At 71.9% G+C, this 16,409-nt stretch carries 16 protein-coding genes; all 16 read right to left on the reverse strand.

Features of this window, described 5'->3' with window-relative positions; translation table 11 throughout:
- Nucleotides 1-123: 123 nt before the first annotated feature.
- Nucleotides 124-3,060, reverse strand: a complete 2,937-nt coding sequence (locus tag AC07FJ_RS31745) for a hypothetical protein (RefSeq protein ID WP_479052657.1) — start codon at nt 3,058-3,060, stop codon at nt 124-126.
- A complete protein-coding gene (locus AC07FJ_RS31750; RefSeq protein ID WP_479052658.1) occupies nt 3,057-4,154 on the reverse strand; it encodes a hypothetical protein in 1,098 nt (365 codons plus the stop codon). The genes AC07FJ_RS31745 and AC07FJ_RS31750 overlap by 4 nt, the downstream gene beginning before the upstream one ends.
- Nucleotides 4,154-5,086, reverse strand: a complete 933-nt coding sequence (locus AC07FJ_RS31755) for a hypothetical protein (protein ID WP_479052659.1) — start codon at nt 5,084-5,086, stop codon at nt 4,154-4,156. The genes AC07FJ_RS31750 and AC07FJ_RS31755 overlap by 1 nt, the downstream gene beginning before the upstream one ends.
- 12 nt (nt 5,087-5,098) lie before the next feature.
- A complete protein-coding gene (locus AC07FJ_RS31760) occupies nt 5,099-5,995 on the reverse strand; it encodes a phage distal tail protein (RefSeq protein ID WP_479052660.1) in 897 nt (298 codons plus the stop codon).
- Nucleotides 5,992-11,178, reverse strand: coding sequence for a phage tail tape measure protein (locus tag AC07FJ_RS31765; protein ID WP_479052661.1), 5,187 nt, complete (start codon nt 11,176-11,178; stop codon nt 5,992-5,994). Before AC07FJ_RS31765 ends, AC07FJ_RS31760 begins: the two co-directional genes overlap by 4 nt.
- A gap of 374 nt (nt 11,179-11,552) precedes the next feature.
- Nucleotides 11,553-12,122, reverse strand: coding sequence for a hypothetical protein (locus AC07FJ_RS31770; protein ID WP_479052662.1), 570 nt, complete (start codon nt 12,120-12,122; stop codon nt 11,553-11,555).
- Nucleotides 12,119-12,658: a phage tail tube protein gene (locus AC07FJ_RS31775; RefSeq protein ID WP_479052663.1), complete on the reverse strand. Its 540-nt coding sequence runs from the start codon at nt 12,656-12,658 to the stop codon at nt 12,119-12,121. The genes AC07FJ_RS31770 and AC07FJ_RS31775 overlap by 4 nt, the downstream gene beginning before the upstream one ends.
- Before the next feature lie 105 nt (nt 12,659-12,763).
- A complete protein-coding gene (locus tag AC07FJ_RS31780) occupies nt 12,764-13,195 on the reverse strand; it encodes a hypothetical protein (protein WP_479052664.1) in 432 nt (143 codons plus the stop codon).
- A complete protein-coding gene (locus tag AC07FJ_RS31785; RefSeq protein WP_479052665.1) occupies nt 13,192-13,599 on the reverse strand; it encodes an HK97 gp10 family phage protein in 408 nt (135 codons plus the stop codon). Before AC07FJ_RS31785 ends, AC07FJ_RS31780 begins: the two co-directional genes overlap by 4 nt.
- Nucleotides 13,596-14,024: a DUF6093 family protein gene (locus AC07FJ_RS31790; RefSeq protein WP_479052666.1), complete on the reverse strand. Its 429-nt coding sequence runs from the start codon at nt 14,022-14,024 to the stop codon at nt 13,596-13,598. The genes AC07FJ_RS31785 and AC07FJ_RS31790 overlap by 4 nt, the downstream gene beginning before the upstream one ends.
- A complete protein-coding gene (locus AC07FJ_RS31795) occupies nt 14,021-14,401 on the reverse strand; it encodes a hypothetical protein (RefSeq protein WP_479052667.1) in 381 nt (126 codons plus the stop codon). Before AC07FJ_RS31795 ends, AC07FJ_RS31790 begins: the two co-directional genes overlap by 4 nt.
- A gap of 38 nt (nt 14,402-14,439) precedes the next feature.
- Complete coding sequence (locus tag AC07FJ_RS31800) at nt 14,440-14,658, reverse strand: hypothetical protein (protein ID WP_479052668.1); 219 nt, start codon at nt 14,656-14,658, stop codon at nt 14,440-14,442.
- A complete protein-coding gene (locus tag AC07FJ_RS31805; RefSeq protein WP_479052669.1) occupies nt 14,658-14,903 on the reverse strand; it encodes a hypothetical protein in 246 nt (81 codons plus the stop codon). Before AC07FJ_RS31805 ends, AC07FJ_RS31800 begins: the two co-directional genes overlap by 1 nt.
- A complete protein-coding gene (locus AC07FJ_RS31810; protein WP_479052670.1) occupies nt 14,900-15,745 on the reverse strand; it encodes a hypothetical protein in 846 nt (281 codons plus the stop codon). The genes AC07FJ_RS31805 and AC07FJ_RS31810 overlap by 4 nt, the downstream gene beginning before the upstream one ends.
- Nucleotides 15,742-16,074: a hypothetical protein gene (locus tag AC07FJ_RS31815; RefSeq protein WP_479052671.1), complete on the reverse strand. Its 333-nt coding sequence runs from the start codon at nt 16,072-16,074 to the stop codon at nt 15,742-15,744. The genes AC07FJ_RS31810 and AC07FJ_RS31815 overlap by 4 nt, the downstream gene beginning before the upstream one ends.
- 88 nt (nt 16,075-16,162) lie before the next feature.
- Nucleotides 16,163-16,408, reverse strand: a complete 246-nt coding sequence (locus AC07FJ_RS31820) for a hypothetical protein (protein WP_479052672.1) — start codon at nt 16,406-16,408, stop codon at nt 16,163-16,165.
- Nucleotide 16,409 lies beyond the last annotated feature (1 nt).

Raw genomic sequence — 16,409 nt, forward strand, 5'->3', positions numbered from 1 at the left:
GCAGATCCCTCGGGGTGTGGTGCGGACCGCGAAGCGGTGGCGTCCGGGCGGAGGGTCGCCCGCAGGTGCCGTGATCAATGATAGGTGGGGCCCGGTGGGGGCCCGCCCCGCGTGCAGGGCGGGCTACTTGACGTAGGTGACGCGCAGCTTGGGCGGGTAGGTCTCGCCGACGCCCATGGCCCGCCCGTAGTACGTCTTGTCGGAGTTGTTCGGGTCCAGTGCGATCCCGCGCCACGACGTGGAGTCGAAAACGGCGGTGATATCAACCCATTTACCCACGTTCTTGCCCCAGCTGATGGTCTGGGACTCGGCGTCGCAGCTGAACGTGCTGGGCCTCGAGGTGTGCTTGTGGGCCTTGATCACGGCCTTTCCGCCGTCGTTGTAGTACCAGTGTGCAAAGTACAAGTACACCTCCGCCTTCTGGATGACGGCGCCGGACAGGTCCGTGGCCAGCGACGACGGGAAACCGATCAAGGCGGCTTGCATGCCGTTGGTGCTCGAGTAGTAGCCCTGCAGGCACTGGTTGCCGTAGTACGAGTTGTATCCGGAGCGGTTGGCGTAGCTGCCCGACCAGCTGGCCGAGTACGTCTTGGTGTACGTCTGCTTGGGCGGCGTCGTCGTCCCGCCACCCGTGTTGTACTGGCCGGTCTCGGCGATGTACGGGCCGACGTCCTCGATGTACATCACGCCGGGGTACGACGACCCGCCGGTCAGCTTCACCGTCTGCCCAGAGGGGCCGCCCTGGCAGCGGAAGGTGACCAGCAGCCGGTGCAGGCCGGCGCCGAACGACGCCCCGGAGCGGATCGTCTCCAGTCGGACGCGCTTCAGGCTGGTACTGGTGATGGGGTAGATGGCGGACTGGATCTGTGGCGAGCCGATGGCCGGGGTGTTGGCCCCGCCGTCCCTCAGCGCGAGGACGAGATCGCCGCCGGCGGCGGAGCCCTGGGAGTAGACGTCGAGGACCACCCGGTACATACGGCTGGTGTCGGCGGTGAAGGACAGCTCCACGAAGCCGTAGTCGGTGGTGCCCGCGGTGACCGTGGTTGCCTGGTAGTCGACGGCGACCAGGCCGCGGGGCGCGTTGCCGAAATACTTGTCGATCGGGTCGCCGCCGATGGTGAGATCGCCGGCCACCGCCAGGTCGGCGAATCCCGCGTTTCCGTCCTGGTCGATGGTGGCGACCGACGTGCCGTTGGTGCGCAGCGTCAGGTAGTTCGGCATCCCCGTCACGAGGCTGACGGCTTCCTCGCCGTCCTCGTCGTACAGCCGCAGGCCCATCGGGGACAGCTCGGCCCGCGCACCGGTGCCGGGGCCGGCCAGCAGGGGGCGCAGTTCGAGGTTGTCGAAGTAGACGTTGCCGGCCGCGGTGGTGGAGGCGGAGGCGTCGTAGCCGACGCGGATGTTGACCCGGGAGGCCCCGGCCGGGATGGTGACGATCTTCGCGATGCGCTGCCAGGTGCCGTCGACCACGGGGGTCGTGACCGACAGGCCGTCGGAGGACAGCCGGGTACCCGCCTCGTCGTAGAAGCCCGCGTACAGCTGGACCTTCCCGCCGACCAGGTCGGCGGTGGCCTTGTAGTCGGCCGCCAGCCACAGCCGCTCGCCGGGAAGCGCTGGTGAGGTGGCGTGCTGGACGTAGACGTACTGGCTCGCGGTCGCGGTGATGCGCAGGCACTTCGCGGAGTTGTTGCCGCCCGCCTCGACCGCGGCCAGCGCCGGATTGTTCAGCAGCGCAGCGATGTAGCCGGTCTCGTACGAGGGATCCGCGACCAGGTTGCCGTTCGTGCCGATGGCCAGGTGGGAGGCGTTCAGCGCGCCGACGGCGATGTGCCGGGCGACCAGCGTGTTGGTGGCGATCTCGTCGCCGGTCAGGGACAGCGCCTTGACCTCGCGGGCGGTGAGCGTCTTCGCCGTGACTTTGTCTGCCGTCACGGCGCCCGCGGCGAGTTCCAACGTGCCGATGGACTCGGCCAGCACCATGCCGGCGGCGATCACGCTGCGGATGTGGGCGTTGTCGAAGTCGGCGGTGCCCGCGGTGCCCTGGAAGTTCTGCAGCCACACGGTGGCGGCGACCGTGCCGGCCGGGGCCTGCACCTGCGTGCTGGCGCGGGCCCACTCGGCGCCGGGTGTAGGCGTGGCGATGACCGTGCCGTAGCCGAGGACGGCTCCTGTGGCGTCCTGCCAGCGCAGGTAGAAGCGGACCGAGTTGCCCGCCCAGTCGGCGGAGACGCGGTAGTCGAAGGCGAGGAAGTACCGGTCCCCGGGGGAGACGGCCAGCTCGGTGACGAGCATGCTCGGGGAGATGGGCGTGGGGCTGGTGCCGTCCACGCGCAGGGCCCGCGGGGAACCGTTGCCCGCGACCAGGCGCCACTGGGGGTTCTGGGCGACGAGCTGCTCGGTGAAGGGGCCCTCGAAGCTCGGGTCCGGCATGAGGTTGCCGGTGCCGATGGCGAGCTGGTTGTGGCCGACCGCACCGATCTGCAGCTTCGCCTGTGACACGGCGGCGTCGGCGAGCGCCGTCTCGTCGATGATGCCGTCGAGGACCTCCTGCGCAACGACGGGGGCCGGACCGACCGGCCCGCTCTGCACCGAGGGGCTGGACGCGGCGCCGGAGGTGTTGCGGGCGACCAGGCGTACGTAGAGCGGCTGGTCGGCCGGCACGGTGAGCGTGCCGCCGCGCGGGGATTCGAGCGTGCCGCGCAGGGTCGCGGCGGTGGGCTCGAAGTTGGCCTGGGCGGAGGCGTGGACCTCGATGCGGGCGAAGTCGAGCGGCGCGGCGACCGCGTCGGCGAAGGTGCCCTCCCACGCGGCGGCCACCCCGCCGAGCACCGGTGTGACGGTCGGCTGGCTGGGGGCGGGCGGGGGCGGCGCGTTGACGATAGTGACGGCGGTGGTGCCGTCGGGCTGCTGGCCGATGACGGCGCGCAGGGAGCCGTCGCCGTCGTACACCTCCAGCGCGGTGTCTTCCAGGGAAGCGCTGCTCAGGCGGCTGGCCCGCTGCAGGTTGACGAGCTGCCGCTCGATGCGGGCCAGGCGCGCGCCGATGTCGAAGCTGCTCATGCGGCGGCCCCGTAGTGGAAGCTGTCGGCCCGGGCGAGGGTCACGGTCACGGTCTCGCCGTCGTTGCCGCCCGGGCGGACAGTCCAGCCGGTGACGCGCATCCAGCCGGCGTAGGAAGTCCAGTCGTTGTGGACCCGGGTGAAGATGTCGTCGCCGACCTGGAAGGAGCCCAGCGGGGCGGCCGGGTGGTCGGGGCGGATGCGGATCTGCTCGACGGTGCCGCGGACCTGGCGGCGCTTGCGTTCGGCGGCGGCCCGCTTGGCGAGGATGTCCTTGCCCTTGACGTCGGGCAGGGCCAGGACGGTCTCCATGCGCAGGCGACCGTCGCGGACGCTGTCGATGTGCCGGCGCTTGGAGCGGCCCTCGCCTGCGCCGGTGGCGATGACGGTGTTGGCGTACTCGTCGGCGGAGCGCGGTACGGGCGGGGCGTCGAGGATGTTGACCCCGCTGGAGAACGTCACGTCCGTGCGGCGGGTGCCCAGGCGCGGGTAGCCCAGGCGGACGCGGCGCACGATGGTGCCGTTCGGGCCCCAGTAGGTGTCGCAGGTGTAGTCCGGGGAGTCGTCCGCGGAGACGAGGTCGTCGATAGCGTCGCCGAGGACGGGCTCCTCCCACCAGGAGAACTTCAGCGGCTCGGCTGTGGTGCCCACCTTGGCGGTGGAGGTGGTGGGGTCGACGACCACGCCGAGGTCGCCGTCGGGCAGGGACTGGGCGTAAGCCCAGATGTCCCGGATGACTTTGCAGGGGTCGGCGTTTACGTACGGGCCGCGGCCGTTGAGTTCGCCGTGGATGTCGTGGCGGCGCTGCAGGTACGACGACCAGCTGGCGGCCTCCAGGGAGAGCGTGCGGTTCTCGGGGGTGGCCTGCCACAGCAGTCCGCCCCAGCGCAGGTGTCCGTCGCGCTCGGCGTACAGCAGCACGTTGCCCTCGTCGGCGACCTCGGGCAGGGAACGGGCGAAGCGGGGTGCGAGCTTGGCGGTCAGCGAGCCGGGGCCGTTGAGTTCGGGGCCGAACTCGACGTCGCTCAGGGGCACGTCCGGCGCGATGATCTCGCCGGTGAGGGCGTGCTGGGCAAAGTAGCGGTAGGCCGTCATCAGATGACGCCCTCGTTGAACTCGATGTCCGCGAAGATGCTGGTGCCGCCGTCGACGGTGAGGTCTCCGGTCGGGGACTTGTACATGTACGTCTCGACGTACAGGCGCTGGGTCGTACCGCGGGCGTCGGCGGAGATGCTGATGGTGTCGCCCAGCACGACGGTGTTGCGGCGGGTGTTGTTGCCCTGGTCGTCGTCGATCACGGTGGCCTGCCCGACGTCCTTGCCGAGGTTCTGCCGCATCTGCGCGAACACGTCGGCCTTGGTCAGGCGCAGCCCGGCGATCGTGAGCACGATCTTCGCGGTGGTGGCCCAGGACGGGATGGCGACGTTCCAGGCCGCCGCGGCGGGCCAGGTGTGCCACTTGTTGTCCGAGTACGTCAGCGAGCTGGCGGCGGACGGGAAGGACGGCAGCAGGATCCGGTCGCGCCGGGGGTTGGCGATGCGCCGCAGGTCCGTGATCATCGCGGCCGTGACGGTCCCGGTGTTCGCCGGCAGGCTCACCCGGGCCAGCGGGATCGCGGAGTACCCGGCGGGCGGGGTCGTTGCCGTGCTGGAGACGCCGGAGATGACGTCGAAGAACACGATGCGGTCGGTGGCCGGGTTGCGGTTGCCCTCGTACTCCGGGTCCAGGACGCGCAGGACGACCATATCCGTGCGCGGGGTCGAGCCGGTCGGTGCGATCGGCACCTGCTCGGTGCCGATGTTGTACGCGGTGTAGTAGCCCTGCCAGGGCACGGCCCGGCCGCGGATGATGCCGGAGCCGTCGCCGACCAGGACTCCGCCGGCCGGGACGGTCAGCGGGGTGACCTTCAGGTCGTTGCCCTCGGTCACGCCCTCCGATCCGCGCGACAGGTCGCGGATCATCATGCGGAAGGTCTGGGCGGAGTGGGTCGCGCCGTTGGTGAGCAGCGGCGCCTGGGCCAACGTCATGGTCTCGCTCCTCTACAGAGTGGGCCAGGCCGGCCGCCAGGTGACGGTCAGGCGGGCGGTGTTGGTGGGGTCGGTGGCGCTCCAGCGCAGCTCGCTCAGGCCGGGCGGCAGGGTGAAGGTGTCGATGCGGGAAGCCGCCGTCAGCGCGGCGGCGGCGTTGCCGCCGTTGCGGCGCAGGACCGATCGCCAGGTGGGCCGGGTGTCGATCTCGATCCAGTCACCCGGGTCGATGACGGTGTTGAGCTGCAGGGCCCGCCCGGTCTCGACGTGGAGGATGCGCGGGTTGGCGCAGGGGCCGTAGACGCGGATGACGGGCCAGGTCGGCAGGGCGCCGTCGACGTGGATCCAGCCGGGCCGGGTGGATCCGTTCGGGCCGGGGTTGACGACGATGGGCGCGACGAGCGGCGCGGTGAAGCCGCCGTCGGAGATCATGTCGAGCGGAAGCGTGGCGTGCTGGAGGGTGTCGCCGTAGTAGACGGGGTCGGCGGCGAGGAATTCGATGTCGACCGGGACCCAGCCGTGCACGAGCGTGGCGAGATCCGCGTCCATCTTGCGGACGCGGCCGTTGAGGACGCGGACGTCCCGGCCGGGGAACTTCAGCCGCAGCTGGGTGGTGGCGCCGCCGGTCAGGCGCAGTGCGGGGGCGTCGTGGGCGCGCTGCAGGGCGGCGAGGACGTCCAGCGCGGTGGCCTGGTCCCCAGGGGTCTTGATCGCGGCGTCGATGCGGACGGTGCGGCCGGCGTAGTAGTCGGCGCCGAGCCAGACGCCGTCGCCGCTGGGCGGGTCGACGTCGGCGGTTCGCACCTCCGCCCGGCCGAGGCCCTCGATGCTGGCGATGACGACCTGCGTGCCGGCGCCGATGACGACGCCGCCCAGTTCGTGCTGGTGGTCCTTGAGGATGGCGTTCACCGGCGCTGCACCCCGCCCCTCTGGGCCCGGCGCAGCTGGTAGCCGACCGCGGCGGCGATCTGCTGCTCGGTGGCGCCGGGCCGGTCGATCTGGATGGTCTGAGTGCCGATCAGCGGTGCGGGCTGCTGGACGACGATGACCTGCACGCGGCCGGCCGCGGCGTCCTGCAGGCCGGTGAGGGCGTAGCCGAACCGGCCGGCGACGTCGGCGAGGACGGCGGTCGCCCGAGGGCGCTTGCTCAGCGCGAGCGGCACGTACGCCTCGCCCTGGGTGCTCGGCTCGGCGAAGCGGATCAGACCGCTGCTGGTCGCGTAGATGCCCTCGCGGATGCCGCCGTCGGCGTAGGCCAGGCCCTTCTTGGCCTTCGACAGGTCGGACAGCAGGCGATCGGCGCGCGAGCCGAGCGCCTTCTTGATCTGGGCGGTGGCCTTGCCGGCCACCGTGATGATCTCTTCCTCGTCTAGGCCGGTCGCATCAGCGATGTCGTGGATGCCAGTCTTCGCCGACTTCGTCGCGCTGATGATCTGCACGAGCGTGCCCAGCTCTTCGTCGGAGAGCGTGCCCTTGGCCTGCTTCGAGGCGTCGTTGGCGGCCTTGGCCTTCTTCTTGTCCTTCACCGCCTGCTCGGCGAGGTCGGCGGCGTCCTGGTCGCCCTGCTCGGCCAGCCGCGCGGCGAGGTCCCCGTAGCCGGCCGCGGCGAGCTTGGCCAGGTTCTGCTGGAAGGCCGTCTGGTCCTTCACCGCGCTCTTGAGCTGGCCGGTGTAGTCGCCCAGGTTCGCCTTGGACGCCTCCGCCAGGGCCTTGAGCTCCTTGGTCATCTGGCGGACGTACTTGCTGGAGCCGGTGGCCATCTTCCGGGTCAGGGCGACGCCGTCCTCGCCCATGTCCTCGAGCGCCTTGGCCACGTCGGTGCCGGCGCGCCGGGCGACCGTGGACAGGTCGCGCCGCCACCGGGCCATCTCCTTGGACGCCTGGTGCAGCTTCTTGACGAAGATGTCGAGGCTGAACTTGCCCTTCTTGTTCTGCGAGTCGCTCGCGATCTGCGACAGCGTCGTGTACGAGGCCGGGGTGTAGGAGAAGTCGGACAGGCCGCCGTCGGCGTACCACTGGATGCCCGAGGGGTCGCCGCCGAGGCGCCGCACGATCTCCTCGGTGATGCGCCGGGAGCGCGGGCGCTTCGACCTGGCAAAAGGCACGTAGCCCTCGCCCTGAGTCTCCGGCTCACCCCACACCCTCCAGCTCCCGGCCGGGGCGATCTGCGCGATGTGGTTCTCGCTGCGGCCCGGGGAGCCGTTGGCGAAGCTGCGGATGCCGCCGCCGGCGTAGAAGTCGACGACGCCGCCGTTGGCCCAGTGGCCCATGCCGGCGATGTGCGGGCTGCCGTCGGAGTTGAGGCCGTCGTAGGAGATGCCGACGTGAACGGTCTTGCCGTACAGGCCGTTGATGGCGCCCTGGATCGTGCCGATGGCGGAGGTGGGTCCGCCGGTGGGGATGGTGATCTCGACGGACTTGCCCTTGGTGTCCCGGATCTTGAAACCGAGGTCTTCCAGGGCCTTGCGGGCGTCACCGGTGAGGGCGTGCATGGTCACCGTGCGGCCCTTGGTGCTCATGATCTTCTGCTGCAGCTGGCGCAGGTTCGCGATGCCCGCCGAGGTCAGGGCGTTGACCTTGACGTTCTTGTTGGGGACGGCGGACATCTTCTGGATGAGCGCGTCGAGCTGCTGGCGGGCACCGAGGGTGGGCGCGGTGATCTTGTACTCGCGGGTGCCGGGGATCAGCTCGATGGCGTAGCCGAGCTTCTTCAGCTCCTTCTGCGCCTGCTCGCCGAGGGCCTCGACCTTGATCTCCCGCTTGTCGGGGAAGCGGGCGTACTCCGCCTGCACGGCGAGCAGCTGGGCGAGCGCTTCGTCCACGCCCTTGGTCTGGAGCAGGATGGACACCTGGCCGGGGATCAGGCCCATGGCGTCGGCGACCGCCTCGGCCTTCTCGCCGGTGATGCCGTACTGCTGGAGCAGGTTGAGCGCGGAGGTGCGGGCCTTCTCCATCTCCGCCTGGGCGGCCTTCAGCGAGGCCGGCAGGTCCTTGCCCTGCTTCTGGGCGAAGTCGAACGAGGCGATCGCACTGCTGGCCGCGGCGTCGGAGATGGAGTTCAGGCTGTGGAACAGCTGCTGACCGTTGCGGCTGGTCGTGTTCAGCGTGCCGTTGAGCCCGAGGAGCTTCTTGCCGTAGTCGCCGGACTTCTTGATCTGGTCATCGACGGCTTCGTTGGCGTTGAGGATCGCCTCGTTGAGGCGGGCCTGGGCGGCCTGCACGCTGACGGACCCGCCGTTGAGCAGGTCGAGAGCTTCCTTCAGCGAACGGGTGCGCTGGTCGGCGTCGGCGGTGCGGTCGGCCAGCCCGCCGACGGCGAGCTTGAGCTTGTCGTAGGCGCTCAGCGCCGTGCCGGAAGGATTCTGCGCCTCGGCGAGCCGCTTGGCGTCCTTGACGCCCTGCTCCATCTCTCCGCGCATGGACTTCAGCGCGTCGGCGGCCTTCTTGTACCGCTCGCCGGTGTCGGTGTACTCGAGCTTGCTCGCCTTACCGCCGGCGTAGTCGACCCACTCCTTGTTGGCCTCCGCCAGGTCCCGGTACTTCTTCTCCAGCGACGAAAGGCTGGTGCCCTGCCCGAGGTAGGCGTCGGTGAGGGTCCGCATCGAGACGCCCGACTGCTCCAGGACGTCGACGAGCCGCTCCTTGCTGTCGTGGAGCTTGTAGTCGAGGAGCGTCTGGGCCGCGGCGGCCCGGACGTTCTCGTCGATGACGCCGCCGGAGTCGCGCAGTGCCCGGGTGAGGTCGGCGATGCGCTGCTGGTGCTCTGCGGCGGCCTGCGCGGCCTTCTGCTGCTGGGCGGCGAGCAGGCCGAGGCCGACGGTGACGCCGGCCAGCGCCAGGCCCCAGGGCCCGCCCATGGCGCCCATGAGGCCGGTCATCGCGCCGCGCAGGCCGGTGCCCGCGGCCCGGGTGATGCCGTTGAGGGTGCCGGTGAAACCCGATCCGGCCGCGGAGGCGGTCCGGAACGAGGAGGCCATCTGGCCGATGATCGGCACGCGGGTCTGCAGCACGGCGAACGCGGCGCCGTAGCGGGTGATGGACTGCCCGGAGGCGGCGGCGAGGCTGCGCTGCACGGCCATCTGGGAGTTGAGGCTGCTGAAGGCGCCGGTCACGCGGCCGGTGATGGTGCTGGCCAGGCCGGACATGATCGGGCCGACCTTGCGGTACAGCAGCAGCCCGAACAGGGCGGTCTGCACCGGTCCTGGCAGTGCGCCGAAGGCTGAGACGAGCCAGCCGATGACCTGCCCGACGGGAACCAGGACGCCGGACAGCGCCTCGACGGCGGAGGCTGCCGCGTCGAGCACCAGGATGATGACGTCAAGGCTGTTGGCCGCGCCGTCGGTCTCGTCGCCGAGGTCGGCGAGCGCCTCGCCGATGGGGATGACGCCCTCAGCGAGGTGGTCCAGGACCGTCATGAGGGCCTGGCCGGCGCTGATGAGGATGTGCAGGCCGTCGGCGAGCGCCGTCTCCCCCAGCGCCTTGAGCGGGTCGAGGAGTTCCTTGGCCTGGTCGACCAGGCCGCCGAGGCCGTCGCGGGCCTGCTCGGCCAGGTCGGGGCCGAACAGGGTGGCCAGGTCCCGGGCGTAGTGGATCGCGCCGGTGATGTACGGCGTGGCGCGGGCCATGCCGGTGGTCAGGCCGCGGGTGAGCCACTCCAGGCCGGGGGCGAGCCCCTCGTAGATCTCCAGGCCGGTCTGGCGGGTCTGCTTCTTGAGCAGAACCATCGCGCCGGCCAGGCCCTGGTTCTTCGCCGCGGCGATGGTGGCGGCGGCACCGTTCTGGTTGACGGCCTGGTTGAGTGCGTCGAAGCTGACGACGCCCTGGTGGGCGAGGGCGATCGCCCCGGAGAGCGCCGGCTTGCCGAAAGCTTTCGCCGCCGCAGCCGTGAAGTCCTGCTGCGACATCTCGTGCTGGGCGTGGCTCAGCTTGTCGATGACGTACCGCAGGCCCTTGAAGCGGCCCTCGGCGTCCCACGCCTCGATGCCCATCTCGCGCAGGCCCTCGGTCATCTGCTTCGTGGGCTTGGCGAGGTTGGTGAAGATGCCGCGCAGGGTCGTGCCGGCGGTCTGGCCGAGGATGCCCGCCTTGCCGAGCATGCCGACCGCGGCAGCGGCCTCCTCCATGGAGATGCCGAGGCCGTGGGCGACCGGCCCGGCGTACTTCATCGAGTAGTAGATGTCGATGATGTCGCCGGAGGCGCTGTTCGCGGTCGCCGCGAGGATGTCCGCCGCCCGGCCGGCCTGATCGGCGCCCATGGCGAACTGGTCCATCATGTCGCCGAGGTACTTCGCGCTGTCGGCGGCATTGACGTTCGCGGCGGCGGACAGTTGCAGGGATGCCCGGGTCGCGCTGATCGCCTGGTCCGTCCTGAAGCCGGCCTTCGCCAGCTCGACCATCGCCTCGGCGGCACCGGCCGCGGTGGCGGTGGGCAGCTCCATGTCGGCGCCCAGGGCCTTCGCGGTGGCCGAGGCGCGCTGCATCTGCGACGCCGACGCGCCGGTGACCGCCCCGAAGGTGGCCATCCCGCGCTGGTACTCGTTGCCGTTCTCGATCAGCTCGTGCAGACCGAGGACGAGCCCGCCGCCGGCCAGCAGCCCGGTCAGTCCCGCGAGTTCGGAGCGCAGGCGGTGCGCGGCGGACTCCGTCTCGCGCATGGAGCGGGCGCCGCCGCGGCCGACGCCGGTCAGGCGGCTGTCGGCGTTGCGTGCGGCCCGAGCCAGGGACGCCAGGTCGTTGCTGGCTGTGCGGATCTGCCGCGACATGGCCCGCAGGTCGTTGGCGGCGGACTGGGAGGCGCGGGCGTTGGCGCGCTGGGCGCTGGCCGCGCGGGTGGCGTCGTTGCCCAGGCGGCGCAGGTCCCGGCTGGCTCCGGACGCGCCGGTGCGCAGGGTGCGAAGGGGGGTGGCCGCGCCGCGCAGGCTGGTGGTGAGCGAGCGCAGGGAGCGGTCGCCGGAGCCGAGGCGGCCCAGCTCCCGGCGGACGGAGGCGAGTTCGCGGGAGAGGTCGCGGGCCTCGCGGCGGGAGCGGTTCAGGGCACGCACGAGCCCGTCGCCGTTGCCGGTCAGGGCAACGGAGAGGTTCCACGCGACCACCGCCGCGCTCCTTCCTGATTGCTAGGAGCGGTGATCCCGGCGGGTGCGCGCCCGGGTGCGCTGTTCGTGCAGTGCTCTGGGGAGGAGGCCGACCTTCACGCCGTAGCCGTGCTGGCCCTCGGGGACGTGGTCACGCTCGTGGGCGATCAGCTCGCAGCCGGGGCAGCGGGAGGTGGTGCCGACGTACGCCCACCGGTCGCCGCCGGCGTCCTCGTCCCACTCCTCGCCTCGGGTGCCGCAGTCGGGGCAGGTCAGCCGCTGCAGCTCGCGGTAGGCGAGGGCTTTGGCCCGGTCGATGGGGGTCCAGGTGCCGTCGCCGCCGAGGAACTGGCTGTGCGGGATGCCCCAGCGGTCGCAGAGTTCGAGCTCGGCCCTCAGCTGCGGGTCGGCCCGGAGCCTTTTCCCCAGTCGGACCGCTTGGTGTTCTGCGCGGCGAGCGCGGCCTGGAAGAGTTCGACGCGGTCGGCCATGCCCCAGGTGGCGAGCAGTTCAGCGGCGTCGTCCTCGGTCATGCCGTCCACGCTGGCCGCGGCGATGAGCGCGGCGGGGAAGGTGTCCTCGTTCCAGTCGGACCCGTTCTCGGCCTGCTCCTCGGTCGGCGGGTGCTGCTTGACCAGCTCCGTGAAGGCGTCGCCGGGCAGCGCACGGAAGGTGAGGACCTCGCAGTCGGCCTCGTAGGCGGCGCGGGCCTGTTCGAGGGCGGCCTCGGCCGCCTTCGCCTCCTTGGCCAGGGCGGCGTTGTCCGGGTCGGCGTCGGCGAGCTGCCGCAGGTTCTTGGCCTCCCGGCGGGCCTCCTCGAACCGGTCGCGGATCTCGGGGTCCTGCCACAGGTACAGCGGGACCTCGGCGGCCTTGCGGGCCCGCAGCCGGGCCATCTTCGCCGACCAGTGCGCGTCTGCGGCCACCGCGGCGGCCGGCGGCTCGTTGTGGACGGCGGCGCTCACTTGGCCAGCTCCTTCTTCGCGGTGTTCGTGACGGTGGCGCCGGCGGCGGGCACGGCCAGACCCTGGGCCGGGCGGCGGGTGATGGTGAACTTTGTCTCGAACTTCGCCGCCTCGTTGTCGGTGGTGAAGGCGGGCGACTGGCTGCCGACGCGGACCGGGAAGACGTCCATGGACTTGGAGCCGGGGACGTCGCCCTTGCGCAGGATGACGACGTTGCCGACGGTGCCCTTCTTCAGCAGCTGCTCGATCTCGTCGGTGGTCTTGTCCTCGTAGAAGGTGAACGAGGAGTCCTCGGCCTTGTCGGAGCCGGGGATGGACGAGTCGAAGTCGTCGCTCATGTCCGGTGTCTCGATGCTCTGGTTCTCCAGGGTGAAGCCGGAGATGTTGGCGATCGCCGCGGACAGGTTGGTGGCGCCGTCGAGCTCGGCGCGGGTCGGAACGAGGCCCACCTCGTCAGCGATGGTGGGCAGCCACAGGAAGACGGAGACGCCGCGCCGGGAGAACTTCTCGACCGGCTTGGCGATGGGCAGTGCCATGGGAAGGCCCCTCGGGTCTGAGCGTGTCAGAGCAGGTCGGCCACCAGGTGCTGGTGGCACGTCCGCGAAGGGGCCGCCGCGGTGCGGGAGCGGGCCGGGGTGGTGCTACCCGGCCGGGGTCCAGCAGAGCTGGAACCTGATCACATAAGAAACGATAACTGCGGCCGGGTCGTCCTCTGGGCCAGCGTCGAGCGCGAGCTCCCGGGCGTAGCAGGTCCAGCCCGGCACGGTCAGGGCGTGCCTCCATGCTCCGCGCTCGTCGCGGCCGAGGACGCCGGCGCGGACCCGGTCGGCGAGCCATTCGGCCTGCGCGTGGGTGCGGGCGACGCAGTCGACCTGGTAGTGGGTGATGCTGTCCTCGTGGAGGTCGGTGAAGGGGGCCCCGTCCAGGGTGAGGGTCAGGGAGCGTAGGACGCAGTACGGCGGCTCGGCCGGCTTGCCGTCGACCTGCGGCAGCGCGCCGGTGCCGCACGGTTTGCCGGTCGCGGTGGCAAGGAGTGCCTGAAGCGCCTGGGTGACGAGGCGGCGTTCGATCACGCGAGGGCTCCCATCGCCGCGGTGGCGATCCGCTCGGCGAAGCGGAGCTGGATGAGGGCGAGCGCCGGGGCAACGTGCGGGAAGGGTGGCTGGGCGTAGACCCGTCCGAGCGAGTCGGCGCCGTAGAAGCCCAGTTCCAGGCGGCGTGCCTGGGGTGCGAAGGTGCCCACCGTGGCGGTGGCGCCGTGACGGCGGGGGCGGACCTGGACCTGCCAACTGGCGCGGTAACGACCGGTGATGGCGTTCGGCCCGGGCCGGCCGCTGGCGGCGGCCTGGATCAGAGCCTGCAGCACCATGGCCTCGTGCCCGACGGCGCGGGCGGTTGCGGGGCCGACACGGGCGGCGGCCTGGGCCATGGCGGCGGCGAGCTGGTCGGGGTCGGTGAAGGTCCTGGTCGGGCTCACGGCGCGTCTCCTGCTCTCGGGTTGTTCTCGTCCAGCCAGGTCACGCGGACCGCGATGACGGTCGCGGCCAGGCCGGGCTGGGTGCAGCGCCAGGTACGGCCAAGCAGGGCCGGGTCCTGGGCGGCGCGCACCACCCGGACGGTGTCGTCGCGCTCGGCGACCGGGGCCTCGGTCGGGGTGAGGAGCCGGTAGGTGGTCTTGGGGTCGTCCGGGTACGGCTGGCCGGCGACCGGCACGGTGATGCCGGGCGCAGCCGTGCTGTCGAGGACGGCTCCGGGGCCCTCGTAGACGATGCGGGGCGGCAGGTCCTCGAGTTCACCGGTGTCCGGGTTGAGGACGGGCGGCCCGGCGGGGCGGCTGATCTGGATGGTGTCGCCCATCAGCAGGTCCTCGACGAGCGCGCCCAGGTAGCGCAGGTCGATCACGTGCGGCCTCCGACCCACTCGGTGAGCTGGCGGAGCATGGCGGTGGTCAGCTCGGTGGGGCTGCCGTCGAGGTCGTCGCGGGCCAGGGCGGCCTGCTGCAGGCGGGCCGGGTCGACGCTGGCGAGGAATGCGGCGATCGCCTCGCCGGGCGGGGTCTCGCTGGCGACGGCGACCTGGGCGTAGCCGTCGAAGACGACGCCGTCGACGGGCGGTCGGACGTACAGAACGAGCAGCGGGGGCTGGTTGGCGCGGTGCTCGAGCGTGTAGCCGGACAGGGACGCGGACACGTCGTGCCCGTCGAGGGTGACGCCGGCGCGGACGCCGTCGGTGGTGATGCGGACGGCGTGCGGGTCGTCGGCCAGGCTCGCGTCGTTCATGGTGGGGTTCCTCGGTGATCGGGGGGCGCCGGAGCGGGCTATTCCTCGTCGTCGTCTGCCTCGGGCGGTTCCGGGTCGGCGCGCTCGGTGTCCGCGGTGACGGCGAACCCGAAGGGGACGTCTTCCTCGGGCTGTTCGACGGGCAGGGCCTTCAGCAGCTGCAGCGCGGTGGCTTCGGCGGCCTTGAGCGCGGCGGTGCTGTTCTGGCCGAGTTCGATGTCGATCTCGCGCCCGGGGGCGCGGACGGTCAGCCGCATCAGTGGTCGCCTCCGCACGCCGTGGGCCAGTGCCAGGTCCCGCCGGTCAGCGGGTCCGCGTCCGCGTGCGGCAGCGGGTCGCTGAAGAACAGGCCCTCGGGGCTCAGGACGGCGAGGGCGGGCTGGCCGGTGTCGTCGACGGCGGTGACGATCCCGGCGCGGCAGGTGCTGAGGTAGCGGCCGTCGGCGCTGCCGCGGGCGACGTAGTGGACGATGCGGCCGATGACCAGGGGCTGGGCGCTCATACGGGCTGTCCCTCCTCGATGGCGGGGTCGTGGTTGAGGTCCGGGCGCGGGATGAATCGGCGCAGGCATCCCGGGTGGGCGATCGGGTAGATGGCGGCCTCCTCGGCCGAGCGAAGGGTGTTGTGGGCGCGGTCGAGTTCGGGGTGACTGGTCCAGCCGCACTCCGGGCCGTCGGTGACCTGCACCCACCGGGCCTCGAGGTCGGCGGTGGTGGCGGTCAGCGCCCCGGTGTTGGCGAGGGTGACCGACTGCGCGAAGAGGGCCGCCCGGGCCCAGGAGACGGCCGGGTGCTGGGCGCCGCGGCCGTAGGTGACGGTGTCCAGCGGGTGCTGGGTGGCCAGGTCGGCGGGGGTAGGCGGCTCGGTCACGCGGGCGGCGGCCGTTGCGGCCCGGGCGAAGGCTTGGGCACGGCGGACGGTGTCGGTGATCCGCCGGGTGAGCACCGGGTAGCAGGCGGCGGTCAGGATGGACAGCACGCCTTGGTGGGTGGAGGTCCAGTCGAACTCGGGCCGCCGGCTTCCCGGGGCCAGGACGGCGGAGCGGAGAGCATCCTCGGCGCCCAGCCGGTAGGCCCGGGGCAGGTCGACGGCGGTCCAGCGTTCGGCGAGCGCGCCCAGGTCGGTGTTGAAGCGGGCGGTCGCCGCGGTGAAGGCGGTCAGGGCCTCGCGGACGGCTGGCGGCACGGCGCGGGTCCGGCCGCGGCGGCGGGCTGCCCCCAGCGCGTGCAGTACGGCCTGCTGAGCGGCGGTCAGTGCCGCCCAGTCGCGTTCCAGTTGGAGGAGGGCGGCGGCGATGAGCTGGCCCAGGGCCTCGTCGCGGGTGGGTTCGCGTGAGGTGGTCATCTGCGGGGCCGCTCGCGCAGGTACATGATGCTGCCGCCGGGAGTGTCCGGGTCGCCGGGTGTCTCCTCGCCGGGCACGGGCGTGGTCGGGTCCTCCAGCTCGGCGATCTGCCGGTCGAGGGCGGCCACGTTGCCGCTGGTGTCGACGGAGACGACGCCGGACAGCGACACCTTCAGCGGCTGCGCGAGCAGGGCGGCGCGGCGCTCGCGCAGCACCTCGAGCGCCACGGCGCGCAGCGAGTGCAGGCGGGCGTAGCGCTGTTCGAGGTCGGTGGTGTCGGTGGCCGGGCCGAGCGTGGCCAGCAGCCAGCGGCGCGATGCGTCGTCCACGGGGCAGCCCCAGACGGGTTGGGAAGAGGAGTCCGGTACGGGCCGGGTGAGGACGGGCCCGGCCCGTACCGGACGGTGAGGGGGCCGGCTAGTCGTCGACCTTGGTGGCGGGCCGGCGGGTGCGCGGCTTGCTGTCCGGCTTTGCGTCGGCCGGCTCCTGCGAGTCCGGCTCGGCGGCGCCCGGGGCGGGCTCGGGCGGCTCCCCGCCCTCCCACGCGGACGGGGTGCGGATGAGCGCGGCCAGGTGCGGCTCGGGCTCGGTGCCGGCCTCGCAGACGACCCACTCGTGGGTGGCGGGGTCCTTGACGTAGACGGTGGAGGCGAGTCGGGCCATG

It is taken from the genome of Streptomyces sp. NPDC045998, from assembly GCF_056430285.1.

Excerpts from the sequence above, each read along its gene's own strand:
- AC07FJ_RS31795 (WP_479052667.1), bottom strand. The coding sequence starts at position 14,401 with ATGAACGACGCGAGCCTGGCCGACGACCCGCACGCCGTCCGCATCACC.
- AC07FJ_RS31820 (WP_479052672.1), bottom strand. The coding sequence starts at position 16,408 with ATGGCCCGACTCGCCTCCACCGTCTACGTCAAGGACCCCGCCACCCAC.
- AC07FJ_RS31775 (WP_479052663.1), bottom strand. The coding sequence starts at position 12,658 with ATGGCACTGCCCATCGCCAAGCCGGTCGAGAAGTTCTCCCGGCGCGGC.
- AC07FJ_RS31800 (WP_479052668.1), bottom strand. The coding sequence starts at position 14,658 with ATGCGGCTGACCGTCCGCGCCCCCGGGCGCGAGATCGACATCGAACTC.
- AC07FJ_RS31745 (WP_479052657.1), bottom strand. The coding sequence starts at position 3,060 with ATGAGCAGCTTCGACATCGGCGCGCGCCTGGCCCGCATCGAGCGGCAG.
- AC07FJ_RS31750 (WP_479052658.1), bottom strand. The coding sequence starts at position 4,154 with ATGACGGCCTACCGCTACTTTGCCCAGCACGCCCTCACCGGCGAGATC.
- AC07FJ_RS31810 (WP_479052670.1), bottom strand. The coding sequence starts at position 15,745 with ATGACCACCTCACGCGAACCCACCCGCGACGAGGCCCTGGGCCAGCTC.
- AC07FJ_RS31805 (WP_479052669.1), bottom strand. The coding sequence starts at position 14,903 with ATGAGCGCCCAGCCCCTGGTCATCGGCCGCATCGTCCACTACGTCGCC.
- AC07FJ_RS31755 (WP_479052659.1), bottom strand. The coding sequence starts at position 5,086 with ATGACGTTGGCCCAGGCGCCGCTGCTCACCAACGGCGCGACCCACTCC.